This window comes from Pyxidicoccus caerfyrddinensis, assembly GCF_010894405.1.
Taxonomy (GTDB): domain Bacteria; phylum Myxococcota; class Myxococcia; order Myxococcales; family Myxococcaceae; genus Myxococcus; species Myxococcus caerfyrddinensis.
The window spans coordinates 46,409-67,832 of sequence record NZ_JAAIYA010000038.1; the positions used below are offsets into that span (position 1 = coordinate 46,409).

The 21,424-nt window shown below is 69.5% G+C and carries 18 protein-coding genes; 14 read left to right on the forward strand and 4 right to left on the reverse strand.

From position 1 onward, the window contains the following. Positions 1-32 precede the first annotated feature (32 nt). Positions 33-704, reverse strand: coding sequence for an STAS domain-containing protein (locus G4D86_RS47980; protein ID WP_240360894.1), 672 nt, complete (start codon positions 702-704; stop codon positions 33-35). Positions 705-1,105: 401 nt separating this feature from the next. Between G4D86_RS47980 and G4D86_RS47985 the strand changes: the two genes are divergently transcribed. The 7 genes from G4D86_RS47985 to G4D86_RS48015 all read left to right on the forward strand — a co-directional run bounded on the left by G4D86_RS47985 (position 1,106) and on the right by G4D86_RS48015 (position 13,458). Further along, complete coding sequence (locus G4D86_RS47985) at positions 1,106-1,969, forward strand: 2-oxo acid dehydrogenase subunit E2 (RefSeq protein WP_164002269.1); 864 nt, start codon at positions 1,106-1,108, stop codon at positions 1,967-1,969. Positions 1,970-2,065: 96 nt separating this feature from the next. Next, on the forward strand, positions 2,066-2,863 hold the full coding sequence (locus G4D86_RS47990; protein WP_164002270.1) for an intradiol ring-cleavage dioxygenase: 798 nt from the start codon (positions 2,066-2,068) through the stop codon (positions 2,861-2,863). Between the two features lie 118 nt (positions 2,864-2,981). Then, positions 2,982-3,473 carry a GFA family protein gene (locus tag G4D86_RS47995; RefSeq protein WP_164002271.1) on the forward strand — a complete coding sequence of 164 codons (492 nt, stop codon included), beginning with the start codon at positions 2,982-2,984 and terminating at the stop codon, positions 3,471-3,473. Positions 3,474-3,619: 146 nt separating this feature from the next. Continuing rightward, positions 3,620-4,045: a YciI family protein gene (locus G4D86_RS48000; protein WP_164002272.1), complete on the forward strand. Its 426-nt coding sequence runs from the start codon at positions 3,620-3,622 to the stop codon at positions 4,043-4,045. Positions 4,046-4,366: 321 nt separating this feature from the next. Next, entirely contained in the window at positions 4,367-5,911 is a 1,545-nt protein-coding gene (locus G4D86_RS48005) for an SDR family oxidoreductase (protein ID WP_164002273.1), read from the forward strand. Positions 5,912-5,936: 25 nt separating this feature from the next. Further along, complete coding sequence (locus G4D86_RS48010) at positions 5,937-12,332, forward strand: type I polyketide synthase (RefSeq protein ID WP_164002274.1); 6,396 nt, start codon at positions 5,937-5,939, stop codon at positions 12,330-12,332. A gap of 7 nt (positions 12,333-12,339) precedes the next feature. Continuing rightward, on the forward strand, positions 12,340-13,458 hold the full coding sequence (locus G4D86_RS48015) for a fatty acid desaturase family protein (RefSeq protein ID WP_164002275.1): 1,119 nt from the start codon (positions 12,340-12,342) through the stop codon (positions 13,456-13,458). A gap of 33 nt (positions 13,459-13,491) precedes the next feature. On the opposite strand, the gene G4D86_RS48020 is transcribed toward G4D86_RS48015, so the two are convergent. Next, positions 13,492-14,433 carry an aminoglycoside phosphotransferase family protein gene (locus tag G4D86_RS48020; RefSeq protein ID WP_164002276.1) on the reverse strand — a complete coding sequence of 314 codons (942 nt, stop codon included), beginning with the start codon at positions 14,431-14,433 and terminating at the stop codon, positions 13,492-13,494. Positions 14,434-14,621: 188 nt separating this feature from the next. On the opposite strand from G4D86_RS48020, the gene G4D86_RS48025 reads away from it, so the two are divergent. The 3 genes from G4D86_RS48025 (at position 14,622) to G4D86_RS48035 (ending at position 17,486) form a co-directional block, all read left to right on the forward strand. Then, on the forward strand, positions 14,622-15,167 hold the full coding sequence (locus G4D86_RS48025) for a peptidase M23 (protein WP_164002277.1): 546 nt from the start codon (positions 14,622-14,624) through the stop codon (positions 15,165-15,167). A gap of 118 nt (positions 15,168-15,285) precedes the next feature. Then, entirely contained in the window at positions 15,286-16,464 is a 1,179-nt protein-coding gene (locus G4D86_RS48030; RefSeq protein ID WP_164002278.1) for a HEAT repeat domain-containing protein, read from the forward strand. A 38-nt stretch (positions 16,465-16,502) separates the two neighbouring features. Next, positions 16,503-17,486, forward strand: coding sequence for a HEAT repeat domain-containing protein (locus G4D86_RS48035; protein ID WP_240360895.1), 984 nt, complete (start codon positions 16,503-16,505; stop codon positions 17,484-17,486). A gap of 52 nt (positions 17,487-17,538) precedes the next feature. On the opposite strand, the gene G4D86_RS48040 is transcribed toward G4D86_RS48035, so the two are convergent. After that, positions 17,539-18,165 (reverse strand): hypothetical protein, encoded by a 627-nt coding sequence (locus G4D86_RS48040; protein WP_164002280.1) that lies wholly within the window; start codon positions 18,163-18,165, stop codon positions 17,539-17,541. Continuing rightward, positions 18,162-18,266: a CHAT domain-containing protein gene (locus G4D86_RS53575; protein ID WP_240360896.1), complete on the reverse strand. Its 105-nt coding sequence runs from the start codon at positions 18,264-18,266 to the stop codon at positions 18,162-18,164. Before G4D86_RS53575 ends, G4D86_RS48040 begins: the two co-directional genes overlap by 4 nt. Before the next feature lie 234 nt (positions 18,267-18,500). Here G4D86_RS53575 and G4D86_RS48050 point away from each other — a divergent pair, with 234 nt between their 5' ends. The 4 genes from G4D86_RS48050 (at position 18,501) to G4D86_RS48065 (ending at position 21,418) form a co-directional block, all read left to right on the forward strand. Beyond that, positions 18,501-19,346 (forward strand): SDR family NAD(P)-dependent oxidoreductase, encoded by an 846-nt coding sequence (locus G4D86_RS48050; protein ID WP_164002281.1) that lies wholly within the window; start codon positions 18,501-18,503, stop codon positions 19,344-19,346. Continuing rightward, positions 19,343-19,786 (forward strand): MarR family winged helix-turn-helix transcriptional regulator, encoded by a 444-nt coding sequence (locus G4D86_RS48055; RefSeq protein WP_164002282.1) that lies wholly within the window; start codon positions 19,343-19,345, stop codon positions 19,784-19,786. The genes G4D86_RS48050 and G4D86_RS48055 overlap by 4 nt, the downstream gene beginning before the upstream one ends. Before the next feature lie 580 nt (positions 19,787-20,366). Then, positions 20,367-20,807 (forward strand): histidine kinase dimerization/phospho-acceptor domain-containing protein, encoded by a 441-nt coding sequence (locus G4D86_RS53580; RefSeq protein ID WP_240360898.1) that lies wholly within the window; start codon positions 20,367-20,369, stop codon positions 20,805-20,807. Beyond that, positions 20,804-21,418, forward strand: a complete 615-nt coding sequence (locus G4D86_RS48065) for a response regulator transcription factor (RefSeq protein ID WP_164002283.1) — start codon at positions 20,804-20,806, stop codon at positions 21,416-21,418. The genes G4D86_RS53580 and G4D86_RS48065 overlap by 4 nt, the downstream gene beginning before the upstream one ends. Positions 21,419-21,424: the final 6 nt, after the last annotated feature.

Here is a 21,424-nt window from a genome sequence, read left to right on the forward strand (position 1 = left end):
TCTTTGGGGAAGGGGGCGTTCGGGGCGGAGACTCAGGAGCGCTGCCCGCTGCTCGCCTCGAAGGCGCGCAGGGCGGAGTTGTTGCGCAGGTGCAGCAGGCACTCCTGGATGCCGTCTCGGAGCGTGGCGAGCGTCTTCACGCCGCGCAGCTCCACGCCAATCTGGGTGAGCGTCTGGGCGATGAAGGGGCTGATGCCGGTGATGACGCAGTGGGTGCCGAGCAGGCGCGCCGCCGCCACCATCTTCACGAAGTGGTTGGCCGTCGCGGTGTCCACCACCTCCACGCCGGTGATGTCGATGATGGCGCAGCGGGCCTTGCCCTGGGAGATGCGCTGCAGGAGCCGCTCGGTCATCTCCACCGAGCGCTGCGTGTCCATGACGCCGACGATGGGCAGCGTCAGGATGTTGTCCCACAGCTCGATGATGGGCGTGGACAAGTCCCGGATGGCCAGCCGCTGCTGCTCGATGGTGGCCAGCTTCTCCTCCAGCTCGCTGCGCGCGGACTCCAGCTTCTGGATGGACTGCGCGTTCTCCCGCACCGAGGCGTGGAGCTGCCGGGCGAACAGGTTGATGGTCTCCTCGAAGGAGGAGAACGCGTCCTCTTCACCCAAGGGGATGAGGTGCTGGGCCGGGTCGAACTCGCCGAGGGAAATCATCGCCAGCACGTCGCGGACGCGCTCCAGGCGCTCCAGGTCGACGGCCACGGTGGAGGAATCCGGTTGAGGCTGGGGCATGGAGGGAGGGGCCGGGAACCGGGGAAGTGGGGGGAAGGCCCGGGCCGAGGCCGCGAATTGTTATGTCAAATACATATATCCCTATCAAATGGGTGAGGAGCGACCCCTGGAGGGGCTGCTGGGAGTGCAGGCTGAGACATGTAGACAAGACCTGGGCGTAACAGCCGGTTTCCCTGCGCGAGAGGGAGACAATGCGGGGTACGCGGTTCTTGATAAGTCATTGCGCCGGCTGCCCGCCCGGGCTCTTTCGTGGCGCAGTGCGTTGAAGACGGGCAGGCGGGCAGGCTTCGAGGTGCACCTTCCCTTTGGAGGGGGGAAGCCGCGACACTGCGCGTCCACCGCGTAGGCGTTCCGAAGGAGGGACTGCGGCCATGGCGCACCTGGAGCTGATACCGAAGCGCGACCTGTCGAGCTTCCGCAAGCTGGCGATCGGAAGCTGGAAGACGGCGTATGACCCCACCGTCTACGGGACGCTGACGGTGCGCATGGACAAGGCGATGGCGTACATCGAGGCCTTCCGCCAGCGCACCGGCGTGCGGCTCACGGTGACGCACCTGGTGGCCAAGGCGATGGGCGAGGCCCTGCGCCGCTGCCCGGACGCCAACGCCATCCTTCGCTACAACCGCATCTACCTGCGCCAGCGGGTGACGCTCTCCACGCTCGTCGTGCAGACGGACGGCGGCAAGGTGGACCTCACCTCGGCGCGCATCGAGGACGCGGACAAGAAGAGCCTGCGCGAGATTGCCGGAGACCTGGAGGAGGCGGTGCGCCGCGTGCGCGAGCGCCGTGACGTGGCGCTGGAGAAGGGCAAGGGGACCATCCAGAAGATTCCCTACCTCTTCCTCAACACCTTCACCTGGCTCCTGTCCTTCTTCATGTACACGCTGAACCTGGACCTGAGCCGGTTCGGCATGCCGAAGGACGCGTTCGGCTCGGCCATCATCACCAACGTGGGCTCGCTGGGGCTGGACACGGCGTACGTGCCGCTGGCGCCCTACACCCGCGTGCCCATCTTCGTCGCGCCCGGCGCGGTGAAGGAGGTGCCGGTGGTGGAGGACGGCAAGGTGGTGCCTGGCAAGGTGATGAACATCAACGCCACCTTCGACCACCGCTTCATCGACGGGTTCCACGCCGGCGTGCTCGCCAACACCCTGCGGGAGATGCTGGAGAACCCCTTCGAGAGCTTCGACGCGCTCCCGGAGGCCGCCGAGGCCCCCGTGGCCGCGGTGGGGTAGGCGAGCAGACAGGCTCGCCGGGCGCCTTCAGCTTTTCGCAAGGTGTCTGAAGTGGAATCCCCTCCGTGGCCCTGAAGGGGGCCAGGGAGGATTCACATGCACGAGCATGACCACGACGACGGCGGTCTGGCGCAGGACCTGAAGCTGCTGGGCGCCTCCATGGAGCGCAGGACGTTGCTGCGCTTCGCCCTGGGCGCGAGCCTGCTGCCCCTGATTGGCTGCGGCGGCAGCGACTCCGGGACGGGGACGCCGGGGGACGGCTCCTGTTCGAAGATTCCGACGGAGACCGCGGGCCCGTATCCGGGCGACGGCTCCAACGGCCCCAACGTCCTCACGGAGTCGGGCATCGTCCGCGGCGACATCCGCAGCAGCGTGGGCACCGCCACGGGCACGGCGGCGGGCATTCCCCTCACCGTCACCCTGACGCTCGTCAACGCCTCCGGGACGTGCGAGCCGCTCCAGGGCTACGCCATCTACCTGTGGCACTGCGACCGCGAGGGCCGCTACTCGCTCTACTCCTCGGGCGTGACGAACCAGAACTACCTGCGTGGCGTGCAGGAGACGGACGCGAACGGGAAGCTCACGTTCACGACCATCTTCCCCGCCTGCTACTCGGGTCGCTGGCCGCACATCCACTTCGAAATCTATCCGGCCCTCGCGTCCGCGACGAAGGCGGGGAACAAGATCGCCGTCTCGCAGCTCGCCCTGCCCAAGGCCGCGTGCGACGAGGTGTACGCCACCACCGGCTACTCGGCGAGCGTCAGCAACCTGCGGCAGGTGAGCCTGTCGAGCGACAACGTCTTCAGTGACGGCTCCGACTCGCAGCTGGCCACCGTCACCGGCAACACCACGGACGGCTACGTGGCGACGCTGACCGTGGCGATCGCCGTCTAGCGGATGCAGGCAGAGACGTTCTGCTGACGGGTGGTCATCCGCCGCGAGCTTCCCGCCGCGAGCGGCCCGGGCTGTGCTCAGGTGCACGGCCCGGGGGTTTCCCCGCTCAGGAGGACGAATGAAGCTGGAAGGTTCCTGTCACTGCCGTGGTGTGCGCTTCACCGTGGAGACGAAGCATCCCCAGCCGTTCATGCGCTGCTACTGCTCCATCTGTCGCAAGACGCAGGGCGGCGGGGGCTACGCCATCAACCTGTCGGGCGATGCGGAGTCGCTCAAGGTGCGCGGGAAGCAGCACCTCAAGGTGTACCGCGCCAGCGTCAAGAACCCGGAGGACGCGCGGGCCCACAAGAGCACGGGCCAGCGCAACTTCTGCGGCCGGTGCGGCTCGGCGCTCTGGCTCTATGACCCGACGTGGCCGGAGCTCATCCACCCGTTCGCGTCCGCCATCGACACGCCCCTGCCGGTGCCGCCCGAGCTGGTGCACATCATGCTCGAGTTCAAGCCCGGCTGGGTCCCGGTCCACGCCAGCAAGGGGGACAAGAAGTTCAAGCGCTACCCCAAGGAGTCCATCGCGCAGTGGCACCAGCGCCACGGCGTGGAAGCCGACTGAGCGAGCGGGCACCCGGGCCCAGGGATTTCAGGCGGTTGGCGGTGTCGGGCGAAAGAAAATGCCATGTCGATTTCGACAACGCTCGTTCGACGCATGGATAGAAGGCGGGGTGGCACTCCCGCCGCCAATCCACAGGAGCGACGACGATGCGATTCATGGTGATCATGTACCCGGGCCCCGCAGCGGAGACTGGCGCCCTTCCTGACGAGAAGATCCTGACGGAGATGGGGAAGTTCAACGAGGAGCTGGTGAAGGCCGGCGTGCTCCTCGGCGGTGAGGGGCTCCAGCCGAGCTCGAAGGGCGCGCGCATCCGCTTCCCCGCGGGCGGCAAGCCCAGCGTGAGCGACGGCCCCTTCACCGAGTCGAAGGAAATCGTCGGCGGCTTCTGGATGATTCAGGTGAAGTCGAAGCAGGAAGCCATCGAGTGGATGAAGCGCTGCCCCACCGCGGGCGGCGAGATGATCGAGCTGCGCCAGGTGTTCGAGGTGGAGGACTTCGCTCCCAGCGACCCGTCGGGTGAGCTGCGTGCGGCGGAGCAGCGCCTGCGCGAGCAGGTGGCCGCGAAGAAGTAGACGCGCGCGCTCGCGCGGGAATCGGCGGACGTCACCGCCCCCTGTTTGAAACATGTATCCGATTGCCACGGCGCCGCCGTGAGGGTCCGTGGCAACCCATGAAGTAGAGCCGTCACCCGGTGGGCGCACGCCCTCCCGGGATGATTTCATTTCTCATTCGTTCCTCTGTAGCGCCCTGGCCGCGTGCGCGTGAGCGGCCCTGTCACACGTGTGTCCTGACAGGGCTGCACTCCGCGCGGTGAAAACCACCTGTATCAGGGCGTGTCAGACCCCTGATGCATTCATCAGCGCGCAACTCGAACAACGACGACGAAGGCACAAATGTCCTCACATGTTTCTCTGCAGAGCGCTGGCGCGGCGGCGAAGGTCCTGGAACAGATTCGCCACTGCGCTGCATCCGTAACGAGATATCCCATCGACATCCTCACGGCGGATGCACAGCTGGAGGACGAGCTCGGCATCGACTCGGTGAAGCTCGCCGAGATTGCCGCCGTGGTCGGACGTGAGTTCAACATTCCCCCGGAGCGACTGCCCAAGGGCGGGAAGGCCCGGACGCTCGGTGCCATGGCGGAGGTGGTGACCGCTTTGCTGGCGGGCTCGCCCTCCGCGCAGGCACCCGCGCCCGTCGTCGTGCAAGCCCAGGTGGCTGCTCCCGCGCCTGTCGCGGCGCCCGCTGCTGGGCCGCGGGCCGTGGCGGACCTCGAGGCGCGGGTGCGCGCCGTGTTCGCCCGGGTGACGCGCTATCCCGAGGAGCTGCTGACGCTGGACGCGGACCTGGAGGACGAGCTCGGAATCGACTCCGTGAAGCAGGCCGAGGTCCTGGCGGTGCTCGTCAAGGAGCTCGGTCTGGCGAAGGGGCCGACTCCGGCCCAGCGGCTGCGGACCATTTCCGCCATCTGCGAGGCCGCCCGCGCGCAGGGAGCCGCGCCGGCCGCGCCGGTGGCAGTGGCGGTGGCACCGCCGCGCGAGTCGGGCGCACCGTCGCCCGCCGCATCCCGGCCCATGCTTCCCTTCGCGGGGAAGATTGCCCTCGTCACGGGCTCGGGGAAGGGCATCGGCAAGGTCATCGCCATGCGTCTCGCCCGGGCCGGTGCGACGGTGGTGGTGAACTCGTTCCACTCACGGGAGGAGGGAGAGCGGACCGCGCAGGAGATTCTCGCGGAGGGAGGCAAGGCGCTGCACCTGTGGGGCTCGGTCGCGCAGGAGGACCACCTGGAGCGGATGTTCTCCGCCATCGCGGACCAGCTCGGCGGGCTCGACTTCCTGGTGTGCAACGCGTCCAACGGGCTCATCGGGCCGTTCGACCGCATCACCCCGCGCGACTGGGACAAGGCGTTCCGGACCTGCATCACCGGCACCTACGAGTGCGCCATGCGCGCGCGGCCGCTGATGGCCCGGCGGGGTGGCGGCAGCATCGTCACGATGTCCACCTCCATGTCCCAGCGCTACATGCACGACCTGGGCTGCCAGGGCGTGGTGAAGGCGGGCGTCGAGTCCCTCACGCGCTACCTGGCCGCGGAGCTGGCCCCGGAGGGCATCCGCACCAACTGCGTGTCCGCGGGGCCGGTGCACGGGGAGCTGCTCGGGATGTTCCCCGACGCGGCGGGACGTGTGGCGCGCTGGGAGGCGGCCACGCCCGGCGGGCAGCTGTGCACGGCGGACGACGTCGCTGACGTGACGGAGCTGCTGCTGGGGTCGAAGACGCAGCGGGTGAACGGGGCCATCTGGGTGGTGGACGCCGGGCTCTCGGGCACCGTGGACGGGCTGTTGCCGGACGCGGCCGGGAGGGAGTCGCACCCGGGTGGTCCGGGTCACCGCCACACGAATGGTCACGACGTACGGACGCTCCTCGCCCTCGATGCTTGAGCCTTCCTCCATCGGAGCCCCTGCCATGCGCTTCTTCGCCGTCCCGTACGACATCCACTTCGACGACACGATGGCGTACGGGAGCCATCACTTCCTCACCAACTTCAAGTTCCAGTGTGCCGGCCGTGAGCACCTGCTCTTCGGCCCGCACTTCTTCGACGTGCCGGAGCTGCGCCGCGACTTCGAGCAGGTGCTGCTGCTCACCTACGAGGGCTACTCGCGCAACCTGGCCCCGGCGATGCTGGGGGACCGGCTCGTGGTGCTGACGTCGGTCGAGGAGCGGGGCGAGGTCTCCGTGCGCTTCTGCTTCCGGACCTTGAAGAGCGATGGCACTCCGGTGGCCTGCGGGTACCAGACCGTCCTGTGCGCGGACAGGGCGGGTGCCCTCCGCGCGTTTCCCGACTCCTTCCGGCACTGCTTCGAGGCGATGCCGAGCATCCACGAGCCCGAGGCCGCCAGGAGCTTCCGGGAGCGCGCGCTGCTCGGAGGCAATGCCGTCAACGAGCTGTTCCCGGAGCCCATCCGGCAGCTGGCGAGGGCGCTCCTGGCGGACCCCGCCTCGCTCGGCGCCTCCAAGCTGGTGGACACGGCGCCACAGCTCCAGTCGAAGCCGGCGAGCGAGCCGCGACTGCCGCCCGGCTCCACGGCCTTCCTCTTCGCGGGGCAGGGCACGTTCCAACCCGAGCTCTTCGTCCGGCTGAAGGCGCTGCATCCGGAGCTGCGGGACGAGCTCACGGGCGTCGCGGCCGCGAGCCAGGCCATCGGGCTCGACGCGACGCCGCTGCTCGCGGCGCGGGATGCCGACGAGGTGACGCGTGCGCTCGAACGCGTGCCCCAGCTCGACCAGCTCGGCATCTTCCTGTCTGGCGTGCTCGGTGCCCGGTGGCTGCGGAGCCAGGGCGTGCGTCCGGACGTGTTCGTGGGGCACAGCTTCGGGGAAATCGCCGCCATGACGGCGGCCGGTGCGCTCGACCTGCGCACGGGGGCCGAGGTGGTGTGCCAGCGCATCCATGCGCTGCGTTCCGTGCCGGATGACTTCGGGACGCTCGCGGCCATCGCGCTCGGCGAGGCGGAGACTGCCAGGGCCATCACTGACAGCGGTGCCGGGAGCCTGGAGCTGGCCGGCCGCAACCACGCCCGGCAGACCGTGGTCGCGGGTCCGCGCGCGGAGCTGGAGCGGCTTCGCGCGCACCTGGAAGGGCGGGGGCAGGGGTTCACCTTCATCTCCAGCCGCTACCCTTTCCACCATCGGGGGCTGAAGCCGGCGGCGGATGCGTTCCGTGCCGCGCTCGCAGGCGTGCCCATGCGCCCGCCGCAGGAGCCCCTCTACTCGCCCATCGAGGGGCGCATGTACACGGGCGGGCACGGCGAGCTGGCGAATGCGCTCGCCTCGCATCTGGTGCGTCCGTTCGACTTCCTCGGCGCGGTGGAGACGCTGTCGCGGGCGGGCTGCACGCGCTTCGTGGACTGCGGGACGGATGGGCGGCTGACGCGCATCATCCAGCGAATCCTTCCGAAGGACGCGCCTGTCGAGATGACCACCGTCGCGGGTGCGCTCCCGGCTGAGGCGCCTCCGGCCGTGTCCGAGGCTGCCGCGGGTGAGGCGCCCGCGATTGCGGTGGTGTCCCTGGGGTGCATCCTCCCGGGCGGCGCGAAGGACCCGGAGACGTACTGGCAGAACATCCGCCAGGGCATCAGCGGCATCGTGGACCAGGGGCAGCTCCACCCGGAATTGGTGACGGACTTCGCGGGCCCCACGGGCACGCCGGACCGGACCTATACGCTGCTCACGGGGATGGTGCGGGACGCGGACCTCGTCCCGCCCGCCGGGCTCGAGCCGGAGCGCTTCCAGGGGTACGTGCGGGAGCAGAAGCTGTTGGCCATCGCGCTCGCGCAGGCCATGCGCGGCCTGGAGGCGACGTCCATCTACGCCTCGGGACGCATCCAGTGCCTGCTCGGTTCCACCGCGGATGGGTCGTCGGAGTATGACGCCGCGCTGTGTCTGGAAGCCGGCGAGGCCCTGCTGCGCGCGAAGGGCGCGAGGGACTCGGAGGTCGCAACCCTCGCCCGTGCGGCGCGGGAGGCCCTCGGAGTCGAGGCACGCTCCACCGACCTGGCGCCGCACCCGACGCTCCAGGCGGTGGTGTCGGACGTGGTGGGGCGGGGTGTCTCCACGATGCTGCTGGATGCGGCCTGTGCGTCCTCGCTCTATGCCATCGCGCTGGGGATGAAGGCGCTGGAGGTGGGCGAGGCGGACCTCATCCTGGCGGGAGGCGTCTTCTCACCGGGCCCGGGGAACAGCTGCCTGTTCTCCCAGTTCAAGGGGCTCTCCGCGAAGGGGAGCCGGCCCTTCGACGAGCGGGCGGATGGCGTCATCTTCGGCGAGGGCGCGGGTGTGGTCGGTCTGATGCGCCTGTCGGACGCGGCCGCCGCCGGCCTGCATGTGCACGCCATCATCCGGGGGGCGGGGCTCTCCAGTGATGGGCGCAGCAGCTCAGCGAACGTGCCGCGCTCGGAGGGGCAGGTGGCCGCGATGGAGGCGTGCTACGCGGCGGCCCACGTCGAGCCCGCGAGCATCCAGTACATCGAGGCGCATGGAACGGCCACACCGGCCGGGGATGCCACCGAGCTCAAGTCGATTGCGCGGGTGTTCAGCGGCAAGCGAAGCGGCCTCCAACTCGCCAGCGTCAAGGCGCTGATTGGCCATGTCGGCTGGGCGGCGGGTGCGGCCTCGGTCATCAAGTTGTGCAAGGCGCTGGAGCACCGGCTCTTCCCGAAGCAGTCCAACTTCGACAAGCCGGGCGCCGAGCTACGGGCGCTCGGGCCTGACTTCGAGGTGAGCACACGCGAGCAGCCGTGGCCGGAGAATGGAGCGCAGCCCCGTCGCGCCGCGACGAGCGGCTTCGGCTTCGGCGGCACGAATGCGCACCTGGTCCTCGAGGAGTACCGGGGCGGGGCGCCCGCGCGCAGGTCCCAAGTCCGTCCCTCGGCCATGACCGAGCTGGTGGTGGTGGCCGCGGAAGGATTGTTCCCGGATGCGCGAGGCGTGCCGGTACCGGGTGCACCCGCGGAGACGGGAGCGCGCTTCGACCCACAGGCCATCCGTCTGCCCACGTCGGTCCGCCTGCTGCCGGACATCGCCGAGGACATGGATGCGACGCAGACGCTCGGGCTCGTGGTCGCGAGCGCGCTCGTCCAGAAGCTGGGTACTTTCGATGCGCTGCGCTCGGGCACTGCCCTGGTGCTCGGGCTCGAAGGGAAGACGCGCCGTGGCGTGGAGGCCACCCAGCGCGTGTTGGCCTCCTCCACGCGGCGCAAGCTTCGCGAGCTCGCCCACCGCGCGCCGGAGCATCTCGCGGTCCTGCCGCTGGCGGACCGTCTTCACGAGGTGGTGACGGACTCCTTGCGTCCCTCGGGGGCGTACACGCTGCAGGGGATGATGCCCAACGTCACGCCGGGCCGCATCGCGGGGGCGCTCGACCTCAAGGGCCCCAACTTCGTGGTGGACGCGGGAGCCGCCTCGTTGTCCGCGGCGCTCCGGGCCGCGCGTGGAGTGCTGGAGAGCGGATTCGAGTTGGTGCTCGTGGGCAGCACCCACGTCCGTCGACCGGGCGAAGCGACAGGCACGTCCCAGCCGGCCGAAGGCGTGGCGATGCTGGCGGTCACCACCGCCGAGGTGGCCTCACGGCGGGGCCTGAAGCCGCTGTGCCGGCTCCGGATGTCGGCCGACGCGCGTGAGAGCGCTGGAGCCCGCCTGGAGCTTCCACCCCACTCGGCACGGGAGGGACTGGAAGTCCTCCGGTCGGTGCTGGCTGCCGGAGAGGGGCGTGCCACCACGCTGCGTTTCCACCCGGATGCCGCGACGGGAAACCGGCTCGAGCTCCGACTGTTGCCCATGGAGAGCGACCGCCCTGCTGTCGTGCAGCCGGCGGATGCGCGGGAGTCGCGGCACGCGGCGCCCGTGCCCGCTGCTTCCGGAGAGTCCACGGGCTTCGACCATGCGGCGCCCATCCGCTACCACGCGCCGGTGCTCGTCGAGCGCCCCGCGCGGCTGACACGGCCCACCCACCTGCGAGGCCGGCGCGTGCTGTTCATCGCCCAGGATGAGGCCCTGGCCCGCGAGCTCGCGGCCCAGGCCGCCGCGCTCTGCGGACCTGAGTACCGCATCCTCTGCGCCGGCGGCTCCGGGCAGGAGGGCCGCGTCCACCGAATCGACCTCACCCGTGAGGAGACGGCGGAAGCGGGTCTGGATGCGCTCGGCTTCGAGCCGCAGGTCATCCTGGCGGTCTGCCGGCTGGAATCCGGAGCAGGCGAGTCCGAGGTTGTCTCGGACACGGCCCTGCGCCACGAAGCACTGGAGTTGCTCTTCCTCGCCGCGCGGCGCGCCTACGAGCGGCTGACGGCGGGAGAGGTCGAGCTGGCGAGCCTGTGCATCGGCGGCGTCGGGCCGCGCCGGACGCTGCACCCGGTGACGGGCCTGTTCGCCGGCATGCTGAAGTCCATCGGTCGAGAGGTCCCCGCGCGGAATGTTCGCGCCATCTCCACCTCGCCGCTCCCGCTCGCGGCCGCGCTCGAAGTCGTCGCCAACGAGCTCGGCTCCGAGGAGGAAGGGGGACCGTCGGTCGAGGTCTGCTTCGATGGACCGCGCCGCTGCGTCCGTCGCCTGCGGCCCACGGACGTCACGGCCGAGCCTGCGCCGACACTCGACGCGCACTCGGTGGTCCTGCTCACGGGCGGTGGGCGAGGCGTGACGGCGGTCCTCGCCGGAGCGCTCCTGAAGCGGTTCGGCTGCAAGGTCATCCTCGTCGGCCGGAGCGACCCGGCGGAGGCTCCCGAGCAGGTGCTCCTGGCGAGCGATGAGGACCTGCCACGCCTGGAGCGCGAGTTCTACGCCTCTGAGCTGGCGGCCAACCGCACCGCGCGGATGCCCGAGCTGCGCAAGCGCTTCGAGCGATACCTGGCCGCGCGCGAGCTGCGCGCCACGCTCGAAGGTCTCGCGAGGCTTCCCGGTCAGATGCTCTACCGGTCCGCGGACGTCACTCGTCCCGAGGACGTGGAGCGGGTGATGCAGGAGCTCGTCCAGGCCCACGGGCGGCTGGACCTGGTGGTCCACGGCGCCGGCACCCAGACCTCCAAGAAGCTCAACCGTCGGCGGCTCGCGGAGCTGCGGACGAACCTGGACACCAAGCTGCTCGGGCTCCGGAACCTCCGCGACGCCTGCGCGAGCCGCTTCGCGAGGCCGGTGCCCTTCCATGTCCTCACCTCTGCCTTCAGCTTCATCGGCAATGACGGACAGGCGGACTACGGCGCGGCCAACGAGGCACTGGACCGGCTCTGCGCCTGGGTGAGCGACGCCAGCCAGGAGGTTCGCTGGTGCAGCGTGGGCTGGCTGGCCTGGGACGGCATCGGCATGACGCGCGGCTCCGAGTACAAGGTGCTCGGCGCGAGCCGCCAGCTGCGCGGGATTCGCGCCGAGGAGGGCGAGGCCCTCTTCCTCCAGCTCGTCGATGGCCGTCCGCGTGAGCCCATCAACGTGCAGCTCACCGAGAGCGAGCGCTCCTTCTACGGGTTGGAGCTGCTGCCCACGGCCCGGCCCACGCAGCGGGAGCTGGTGGTGGATGCGGCGAGCCTTCCCTGCCTCGAAGACCACCTCGTCCGCGGAACCCCGACGCTGCCCGGCGCCTGGGCGTTGGACCTGATGCTCCAGGCCGCGCTCGGTGATGGACGGCCGGAGCTGCGCACCGTCACCATCGAGGACGTCCGGTTCTCACGCTTCATCCGCGTCAGGCCCGGCGGACGGCAGACCCTGCGCGCCGAATGCACCCCCGTGGCCGACGAGCCCGGGCGCCTCTGCGTGCAGGTCAAGCTGACCGGCGACATCGTGCATGCGTCCGGAGTGGTGCTCGAAAAGGACCTCGTCTACGCCGAGGCCCGCTTCACGCTGACGGCGGAGCCACCTCGGGGCACTCCGCAACTGGACGCGGCCACGTCGTCGGGAGGCGGCCTCTCCGTGCAGGACCCGCACTGCGCCGCGGGGTCCCCCATCGAGCTGCGGAAGATGTTCGACTGCCTGGAGGAAATCAGGCTCGAACGGACGGCGCGCTTCGCGAAGCTGGGCGTTCCGCTGGAGCAGGCGGGGCGCAGCGTCCCCGCGCTCGCCCTGGACGCGGCGTGGCGGCTGAGCGCCATGCACGCGGACGGCGTGTCGGGGGCGGTGTTCGCGCCCATCCAGCTCCAGCGGGCCACGTTCGACCGGGGCCTGGTGGAAGGGAAGGGGACCGGGCGGCTCCAGCTCAACCTGAAGGCCCTCGCCCCGCGCGTGGAGGGAGACCTCGTTCAATGCGGCAGCGTCGCGGCCATCGACGATGCGGGACGTCTTCGGATGGTCATCGAGGGCGGCCTGGCCCGTCCCATGGCTTGAGGCAACCATGAGCTCCTCCATTCCTTCGACAGACGCGTTTCCCGTCGATGACTTCCGGAAGCTCCGCATCGAGTTGCGGCGCGCGATGCCTCCGGAAGCCTTCAAGCCCCAGCCGTTGCGAGGCGTCATCGCGCTCGCGCACGTGCCGGTGATGGTGGTCATGGTGTGGGCGGCGGCGAGTGGGCGGCTGCCCTGGTGGGCGTGCCTCCTCATCTCGTTCACGCTCGGGCAGATGCTCATCACCGTCGGCTTCGCCGCGCACGAGGCGCTGCACCACTCGGTGTTCCGGAGCAAGGTGCTCGAGGACGTCCTCGGCTGGGTGGGCTTCAGTCCGTTCCTGGTGACGCCCGGCACGTGGCGCGCGTGGCATGTCCAGGCGCACCACAGCGCCGCGAACATCCACGTCAGGGACCCGGACATCCTCCCGCGCCAGCACGAGTGGAGGACCCAGTGGTTCTCCCGGGTGGTGCACGCGCTGTCACCGGGCTCGGGCACGTGGCTCAGCTACATCAGCTTCACGTTCTTCTTCACGGCGCAGGGACAGGCCTTCCTGTGGCACTACAGCGGCCAGCCCCAGTTCGAGAAGGTGCGCATGAACCGGGTCCGGGAGCGGGTCCTCACCGTCCTCCTCGCGCTGGGCTGGGGGGCGCTGGGCTGGGTCATGGGGCTCAGGGGCGCGTTCTACGCGCTCATCCTCCCGCACCTCTTCGGCAACATCACCCTGATGGTCTACATCGCCACCAACCACTGGCTGCAGCCGGCGTCCGAGAGCGTGGACAACCCCTTCGTGAACACGGCGAGCGTGGACACGCATCCGGTGATGGACCTCATCCACTGGAACTTCAGCTACCACCAGGAGCACCACATCTTTCCGGCGATGAGCCCCCGGTTCGCGCCGCTCCTGCGCGAGCACCTCCGTGTGCTCAACCCAGAGGCGTCCATCGTCTATCCGCACCTGCGCGCCCTGCGCATGTTGTTCTGGCGGCCGGCGCTCTACGCCGCGGATGGGCACACGCTCGTGGGGCCAGAAGGGACGCCTTCGGTGTCCACGGTGGACCTCCGCCGGAAGCTGGAAGGCCCGGGGGCTGCGCGCGTGGAGTCTCAGCGCACCGGCTATCAAGAGTAAGACCTGGCCCGCCGAGCACCGCCTGCCCAGGGCTCAATCGAGGAGCAGCTCGGCGGTCACGAGATGTGGCCGCCCGAGCTCCTCGGCGCCGAAGGCCAACGCGTAGAGGCCACTCGACACACGCTCGAGGAAGCCCCACTCCCAGATGGCCTGTTCATCGACGCCGGTGTGGCTCGCCAGCAGATGGCAATACCTCCGGGCCAGCGTGGGGGCGTCTCCCGCGAGCAGCTCGGAGCACCAGCTGCGCAGGACCACACCCAGGTCGTACGCCGGCTCGGCGAGAAACCCGTCCGGGTCGACGAAGACGAAGCCCTGTTCCGCGCCAGCTCTCGGTGTCTTCACCTGAAGCGCGTTCGCAGGGTGCGGATCGCCGTGGACGAGCACGGTCCGTCCAGGCTCTGCCGCGGCAACCCGTCGCTCGGCGAACCGCAGCGCCTGGCTGAACACCGCAGGCGGGCAGGGCCGCTCGAGCTCCACCCACAGCCGGCTCACCAGTGCGTACAACTCGCGCGCCTTCGCTTCCACGGCCGTCTGGGTCGGCTCGACCAGGGGCGGTACCTCCCACGCCCGCGTGAGCAGGGTGCCCAGCGTTTCGAGCTGACGCTCCACGGGCATCCCGAGCTGCTCCATCGACGGCCCCAGGGCCTCGAGCAGGATTGCGTAGTGGTCGAGGTCCGCCCCGAGCAGACGGGCGTAGCCACGACCTCGCGCGCGTTCGAGCACCTGGGCCTGAACCCGGAAGAGCGGGTCGGGGAGTGCGACCTTGAGGACGACTTCTCCGCCGTCAGCCGTCTGCGCCCGCGCGACGAAGGCCGCGGTCCCACCTTCGAGCGCCTCGCCGACCGTCATCGACCATCGCTCCTCGAGGCCCGCAAGGACCTCGGGCAGTCCCGCCAACCACGCTTCGCCATCCCTGCCGAGGCTGGTGGCCTTCTGTCGAACCAGCGCAGGCACCTTCAACGGTTGCTCAGCCATGAAGGCGTCCCGCCTATTTTCTTGACTGTTGATAATTTGAGACACTAAAGAGGGAATTTCGGGTATTCGCGTTTGCCACGTTTCACCTGGGTCCAGGAATGCCCCTGTCGCGCGGGGCCGCAGGGAGTCGCGCGGGAAGGGGCTGGTAGCAGCAGTCCACGCAGCGTAACCCCCGGAGGAAGCACCGCATGAATCGGAAGTCCTTGATGTTCGCCGTGGTGGCAATGGTGGTGGCAGGCTGGGCCAGCACGGTCACCGCCGCGACCGCGAACGGGCCCATTTGTGAGACGTCGGCCTGGGTGAATTCGACCACGTATTACAATTGCAACGGTGGCAGCCACACCGCGCTCGATATCGGCAACGCCAGCTGCAACGAGTGGAACCACCGCGGCATGCTGGTGGGCAATTACTACTACTCGTACGCGGGCGGCTGTGCGGCCGCGTGCAACGGCTCCACCTGCAACGGCGGCGCTGGCAACTACTACACGGTGACGGGCGGCAGCGGCTGGAACTTCCGCCAGCTGCACTTCATCAACAACGTGAGCTCCGGCTCGAAGACGTGCGACCGCTGCGCGCTGGGTCTGGTGGGCGGCACGGGCAGCGCCACCGGCCCGCACTCGCACTCCGACAACCGCAACGGCACCACGCGCCACTCGGCCTGGTACACCAACGTCGGCACCACCTGCGGCAGCAGCGGCTACTGCAACAACCGGGTGGGCGTCCCCACGCTGTAATTCGTTGAGCTGTTCCCCTCCCGCCCTGGGCTCCAGGGCGGGAGTCGGGATTCCCCTTCCTCTTCCATCCCGTCTTCGAGCCCGGGGCAGACGCGTCCCGGAGTGGGCTCCTTCCGACATGACTTCCCGTCACCTTCCCAGAGCCGCCATCGCGGGCTTTGTCCTCGCCGTCCTCGTCGCGGCCGGCGTGGTGCTGCTGCGGCGCAATGCCTCCTCGTCCCAGGACGCCCCACCCATGGCGGCCTCTGGTGCCTCGACCCGGGGCGTGTCTTCGGCGGCGCCCACCGGCCCGGGCCAGCCCGCTCCGTCCGCGAAGAAGGACGGGCCCCGGGAGCAGATTCCCATGCCCGGGTGCTGGGAGGGGCTGCTGGAGCTCGACAAGACGGCCTCGCTGGACTCGCTGCGCGCGGCGCTGGCGGACGCAATCTCAGCCAATGACCGCTTCCTGGCCGAGTACCTGAAGGAGCGGCTCACCGAGGTGGTGGGCAACGACGCCGAGCGCGGCCTCAAGCTGGTGGAGTGGGCGGCCCAGGCCAACGGGCCGGAGACGACCCTGTACCTGGAGGCCCTCAAGGCCGCGCCGGCCGTGCGCAACCCCGCCGTCTCCGAGCGCCTGCTGAAGCTGGGCGAGGACAAGAGCGCCCAGATTGCCACCCGCGCCGCGGCCCTGGACACCCTGGAGACGCAGCACCGCTTCACGCCCGAGAGCATCCAGCGGCTCAAGGCCATTGCCATGGACGTCGACGCGGACTCCGCCGCGTGGCTGGCGACCCGCACGATGGGCCGGGTGATGAAGGAGGACTACGAGCGCACCGGCTCCTATGCCTCCTACTGGAAGGAGCTGCTCGACATCGGGCAGACGTCCAAGGACCTGGCGGTGCGGCAGCTCGCGCTGGAGATGCCCTCGTACTCCAACCCGCTGTTGGACAGCGCCTCCGTGGACCAACTGGCCGAGCTGATGAAGACGGACCCGGACCGGCAGGTGCGGGAGATGTCCGCCTTCCGGCTGGCGCGGACCGAGGACCCGAAGAGGGCGCTGGAGGCCTACCGCGGGGCCTTCGACGGAGAGTCCAGCATCTGCGTGCGCTTCGCGATGATGCTCTACGCGCTGCGGGCCGCCGGGGCGGACGCGCTCCCCCTGGCGGCGGAGTTCGCGAAGAAGGACCCGCGGCTCCAGCAGGACTACCTGGACTTCAAGGAGCTGTACGCGGCGGGCACCGTGGACTGGAGCCGCATCTGGATGAACAAGAAGGAGTACCACGAGTGTGTCGTCGAGGAAGGAGCGCCGCACGAATGAGCACGCCAGGACTGAGGAGCGGAGCGGTTCGAGGAGGCGTGCGTCGGGCGACGCTGCGCGCGGCGTTGCTGGCCCTGGGGCTGGGGCTCACACCGGGCCTGGCCCTGGCGCAGGACGCGGCGCCCCGGCCCCGGCAGACGGCCTGCACCGTCGAGGGCATGCTGGAGGATGTCCGGCTCGCGCTGAAGGAGGGCTCTCCGGCCTACCGGCGCTACGTGCGCTTCCGGCTCAAGGAGGCGGCCATCGCCATGTCGCCGGAGAGGCTGAGCAATGCCGTCATCGAGGAGAGGGATCCCGCGGTGCTGGAGGTGGTGGGCTCGGCCCTGGCCACCAAGGCCAGCAACGCGCAGACGCCCGAGCTCATCCAGCCGTTGCTGTCGCGAGCCGTCCAGGACGCCGAACCAGGCCTGCGCGCCGCCGCGGTGAAGGCGCTGCGCGGCGCGCCCTCGGTGGAGTTCATGGCGCAGAACGGTGACGTCGTCACCTACGAGCAGCTCGTCCGCGACTCCTCCCCGGAGGTTCGCCGGGCGGGGGCGGAGAACCTGGTGTCCGAGAGCGCGGAAATCTACTTCGGCCACCACAAGCCCGTCTCCGAGGCGGCGGTGAAGGCGGCGACGGCCACGAAGGACCCCGAGGTGGCCGCGAGGCTGCTGGGCGAGGTCTCCATGGAGGCCGTGGGACACGAGGCGGTGATGGACGTCACCCGGCAGCTGCGCGCGGACGACGTGGGCGTGCGAGCGGCGGCGGCCCGGGCGCTGGGCGGAGTGCCAGGGCCCGAGGCGGCGGGCGCGCGCCGCGCGCTGGTGGAGCTGTACCGCGGGGACACGGACCCGGCGGTGCGCAAGGCGGCGCTGGAGTCGCTGGCCAGGCTGGGGCAGTCCAGTGCGCGGCCGCTACTGGAGTCCCTGCGCGGGGTGGATGCGCGCATGGACCCGGAGATCGACGCCTGGCTGGGCGCCATGCAGTACAACCTCCAGGAGTGGGAGTTGCTGCTGCGCGAGAAGCAGCGGCTGCGGAAGTAGCCCGCGAACACCCAAGGCCCGGAACCTTTCGATTCCGGGCCCTTCTCATGGGTCACTTCGTCTTGAGCAGGCGTTTCTTCACGGCATCCGGGCTGATGTTGTGAATCGCCGCCTTGAATTGCGGCTGATCTCTCTCCCATTCATCCCGGACCCGGAACGCGGCACTCCCAAACACACACTGGCGCCCGCTCACCTTGAGCCCAAGCTCCCCGAGATAGACGACTTCTCCCTCTTTGAGGTCGAACCAGGCCAGGGGGAGGCTCACGGCCTGTGGCGATGCCGGGTAGCCCGTCATGGTCACGATCAGGCTGTTGAGGACGTACTGCCCGGCCGGCACCTCCTGGACGGCGAAGCGAGTGGGCGGATCGGCTGGTAGGATCACGTCGTCCCCATCTGCCGGGTTCGTCACCTTCCGCTCGGGCCGGGGTGCCTGCATTTCGAGGGTGAGCGAGTTCGGCGCCGGGGTTCGGAAACCGAGCAGCCCCTTCATGGGTCCGTAGGGGCAGGCGTCGTAACCCACCATTCGCGTGGAGAACACAACCAGCCCCTTGCCTGGGTGATCCGCGAAATTGTAGTCGCCCTTGATGGAGGCCGTTCTGCACCCCGCGAGAGCAAGAGAGGAAAGCAGCCCCAAAGCCAGAAGACGAAGCTTCATGTTCTTCCAGTCCGATGTGTTCATTCGCTCGCTCCCGCGGCGCGGCCCTGCCCCGCGAGCAGGTTGCGATAGTAGTCCTCCATGAGCAGGCTCGTCGTCCCGTCGCTCATCTGCCACAGGCTCATGACCACGGTTGCTGGAGGAGGGCAAGTCCATGGCCCAGGTGGCCAAGGACCTGGACCTGACCCGCAGCGCGTTGGAGAACTGGGCCCGACGTGAACACCGGCGGCTTCACCAAGGACGCCCATGACCCGGCGGACCACGCCTCCTCGGTGCCCGTCACCCTCTTGGGGAGCCACAGCCTGGGGCGCAGGCGCAAAGTGGTTGACAAAAATCAACAACTATAAAATGGTTGTCGTATGACAACTATCGTTCGGCCAGTGGCCGTTGTGACGGGGGCCTCTGGTGGCATCGGCAGCGTGCTGGTTCGGGCCCTCGCTGCGCGTGGCTTCGACGTGGTGGCCGTGGTGCGTGACCCTTCCCGGGTGAGCGGCATGCGCGAGGTGTTTCAGGCGGACCTCTCTGATATGGCCGAAGTGGCGAGCGTGGGGCGTGAGCTGGCAGCCCGGCTTCCCCGCATCGACGTACTGATCAACAACGCAGGGCTCCATGCTTTCTCGCAGCGGCTCACGGCCGACGGGCTGCCGATCATGATCGCGGTCAACCACGTCGCCCCCTTCGTGTTGACGCAGGTCCTGGTGCCGAAGCTTCGTGCCTCGCAGGGGCGCATCGTGCACGTCGCGTCTGATGCGCACCGCCGGGTCCAGCAACTCGTGCTGCCGGATGACCTGGTGCGCGCCGACTCCTTCACCGCACACGAATCGTCCTTTCTCTACGCACAATCGAAGCTGCTCGGAGTGCTGTTCACCAAGGCCCTTGCGCGCCGCCTGCGCGGCACGGGCGTCGTGGCGAACAGTTGTTGTCCGGGGCTCAACGTCACGGGGCTCGGGCGCGAGAGCCGGATGTTTTCAGCGCTCGCGAAGGCCCTCCGGTGGATAGGTGCGTTCTCCCCCGAGGCCGGTGCGCGCATCGTGACGAGGCTCGCCGCCGACCCCGAGTTCGCATCGTCGAGCGGGGTGCACTTCTCGCATCAGGGTGACGTCAAGCGCGAGACCGCGCTGGTCGCCGATGTCGCGCTACAAGAGCGGCTTTGGACTGAGACGGCTGCGCTCCCCGCGGTGGCACGCCTGGGAGTGCTCTCGTGACCGGCGCTCGTGACCGGCTGGAGGCGGAGGTCGGCGTCGAGATTGGGGCACTCCTGGCCGGTGCGCGCGCGGTGACCAACGCCGCGGCCTCGGCCTTCATCGCGGATCACCCCGAGCTGAAGCCCATGTCCTTTCACGTTGCGCGCTGGCTGCATTCATTCGGGGCCGCGCAACCCACGGAGATCGCCTCGGGCCTCGGCCTCGACAAGGGGGCGCTGAGCCGAGTGCTCTTGGGTCTCAAGGGCGCGCGCCTCATCACCAAGCGGCCGTCCCCGCATGACGGCCGTGCCTTCACCGTTGTCTTGACTGCCGCAGGGACGAAGCTGCTCGCGCGCTCTCTCGAAGGGAAGGGCGCCGAGCTCAAGCACCGGCTGGCTCGTTTCGAGGACGATGAGCTCGACACGCTGGCAGCGCTTCTTCGGCGCCTCAACGAACCGTGATGCGTGCTGAGGACGCGGCGATAAGCCTACTGGATGCGGCGGGCCCCAGCATTCTGGAGACATGCTGGAGACGGGCTCCGCGACGAAGGGGAAGGAGAGCGGCTAGAAAACCTCTCCGAGGACGAGCGGCTCTGGGAGCAGCAGCCTCGCCCGGGGCGGGTGGCAGGCCTCTGGCTGCATTATGACATGCGGGCCACCGCGGAGCTGGCCCTGCGGCTGCTGCCCGGCACACGGAGGCTGGCGCTCGTCAACGGCTCCAGTCCCTGGGAGCGCGCTCAGCAGGAGCAGATGGTGCGAGAGCTGCAACCGTTGCTGGCGCAGCGGAGGCTGGAGCTCATCGACCAGAGCAACCTGCCGCTGGCCGAGCTGCTCGAGCGCGCGAGGACCCTGCCGGACGACACCACGGTCCTCACCTTCATCTTCATGACCGATCCCAGCGGGAGACCCTTCGTGGGGCGCGAGATCGCACGCATGTTGCTCTCCGCCAGCAACCGGTCCTGCTTCGCCCTCCACGACACTGACCATCAGCGGCCTGCAGGCGCTGGTGGCCGGGGGGCTCGTGGTGGAGCGCCGGCGCCGCATGCGTGCCCAGGCCGAGCTCCTCGAGCGCCAACGCCTGGAGAAGCTCGCGGAGATGGAGGCACGTCGAACCCTGGAGCAGCTGGCCCACGTGAGCCGGGTGTCCGCCCTGGGCGAGCTGGCCGCCTCACTGGCTCATGAGCTCAACCAGCCCCTGGCCGCGATTCTCAGCAACGCCCAGGCCGCACGCCGCCTGCTGAACGCCACCCCCGCGGAGCTGGACGAGGTGCGCGAGGCCCTCGGGGATATCAGCTCCGACAGCAAGCGCGCGGGCGAAGTCATTCACCGCATGCGCGCGCTGCTCAAGCGGGGGGAGCCCCGGCAGGAGCTCCACTCACTCGTTGAGGCGCACGGCGGCCGCTTGCAAGCCGAGAGCCCTTCCGGACAGGGGGCTCTGTTACGGTGCGTGCTTCCCGCAGCGCACACCGAGTCCCCGCCATGACACAAGCCCCCGCCACCATCTTCCTCGTGGACGACGATGAGTCCGTGCTGCGGGGGTTGGGGCGGCTGCTACGGGCCGCCGGCCATGCCACGAAGCCCTTCGCCTCGCCCTCCGAGTTCCTCGCGCAGCTGTCCGGGGACACGCCGGGCTGCGCCGTGCTGGACCTGCGGATGCCGGGGCTGAACGGGCTGGAGCTGCAGCAGGCCATGGAGTCCAAGGGCTGCCACCTGCCTGTCATCTTCATCTCCGGCCACGGGGATGTGCCGGCCAGCGTCAGGGCCATGAAGGCCGGCGCCGTGGACTTCCTCCTGAAGCCCTTTGATGAGCAACACGTGCTGGGCGCCATCTCCCAGGCATTGCTCAAGGATGCGGCGGCCCGCGCCGGCCGCGCCGAGACAGCCGCGCTGCATGCCCGTCATGCCGTCCTCACTCCCCGCGAGCGCGAGGTCTGCGCGTTGGTGGCTCAGGGGCTGACCAACAAAGAGGTCGCCCAGCGACTGGGCGCCACCGAGAAGACCATCAAGGTGCACCGCGCCCGCGTCATCCAGAAGCTGGACGTGGACTCAGTGGCGGAGCTGGTGCGGTTCGTGGACCGGCTGGGCCTGCGCTGAGCCCGC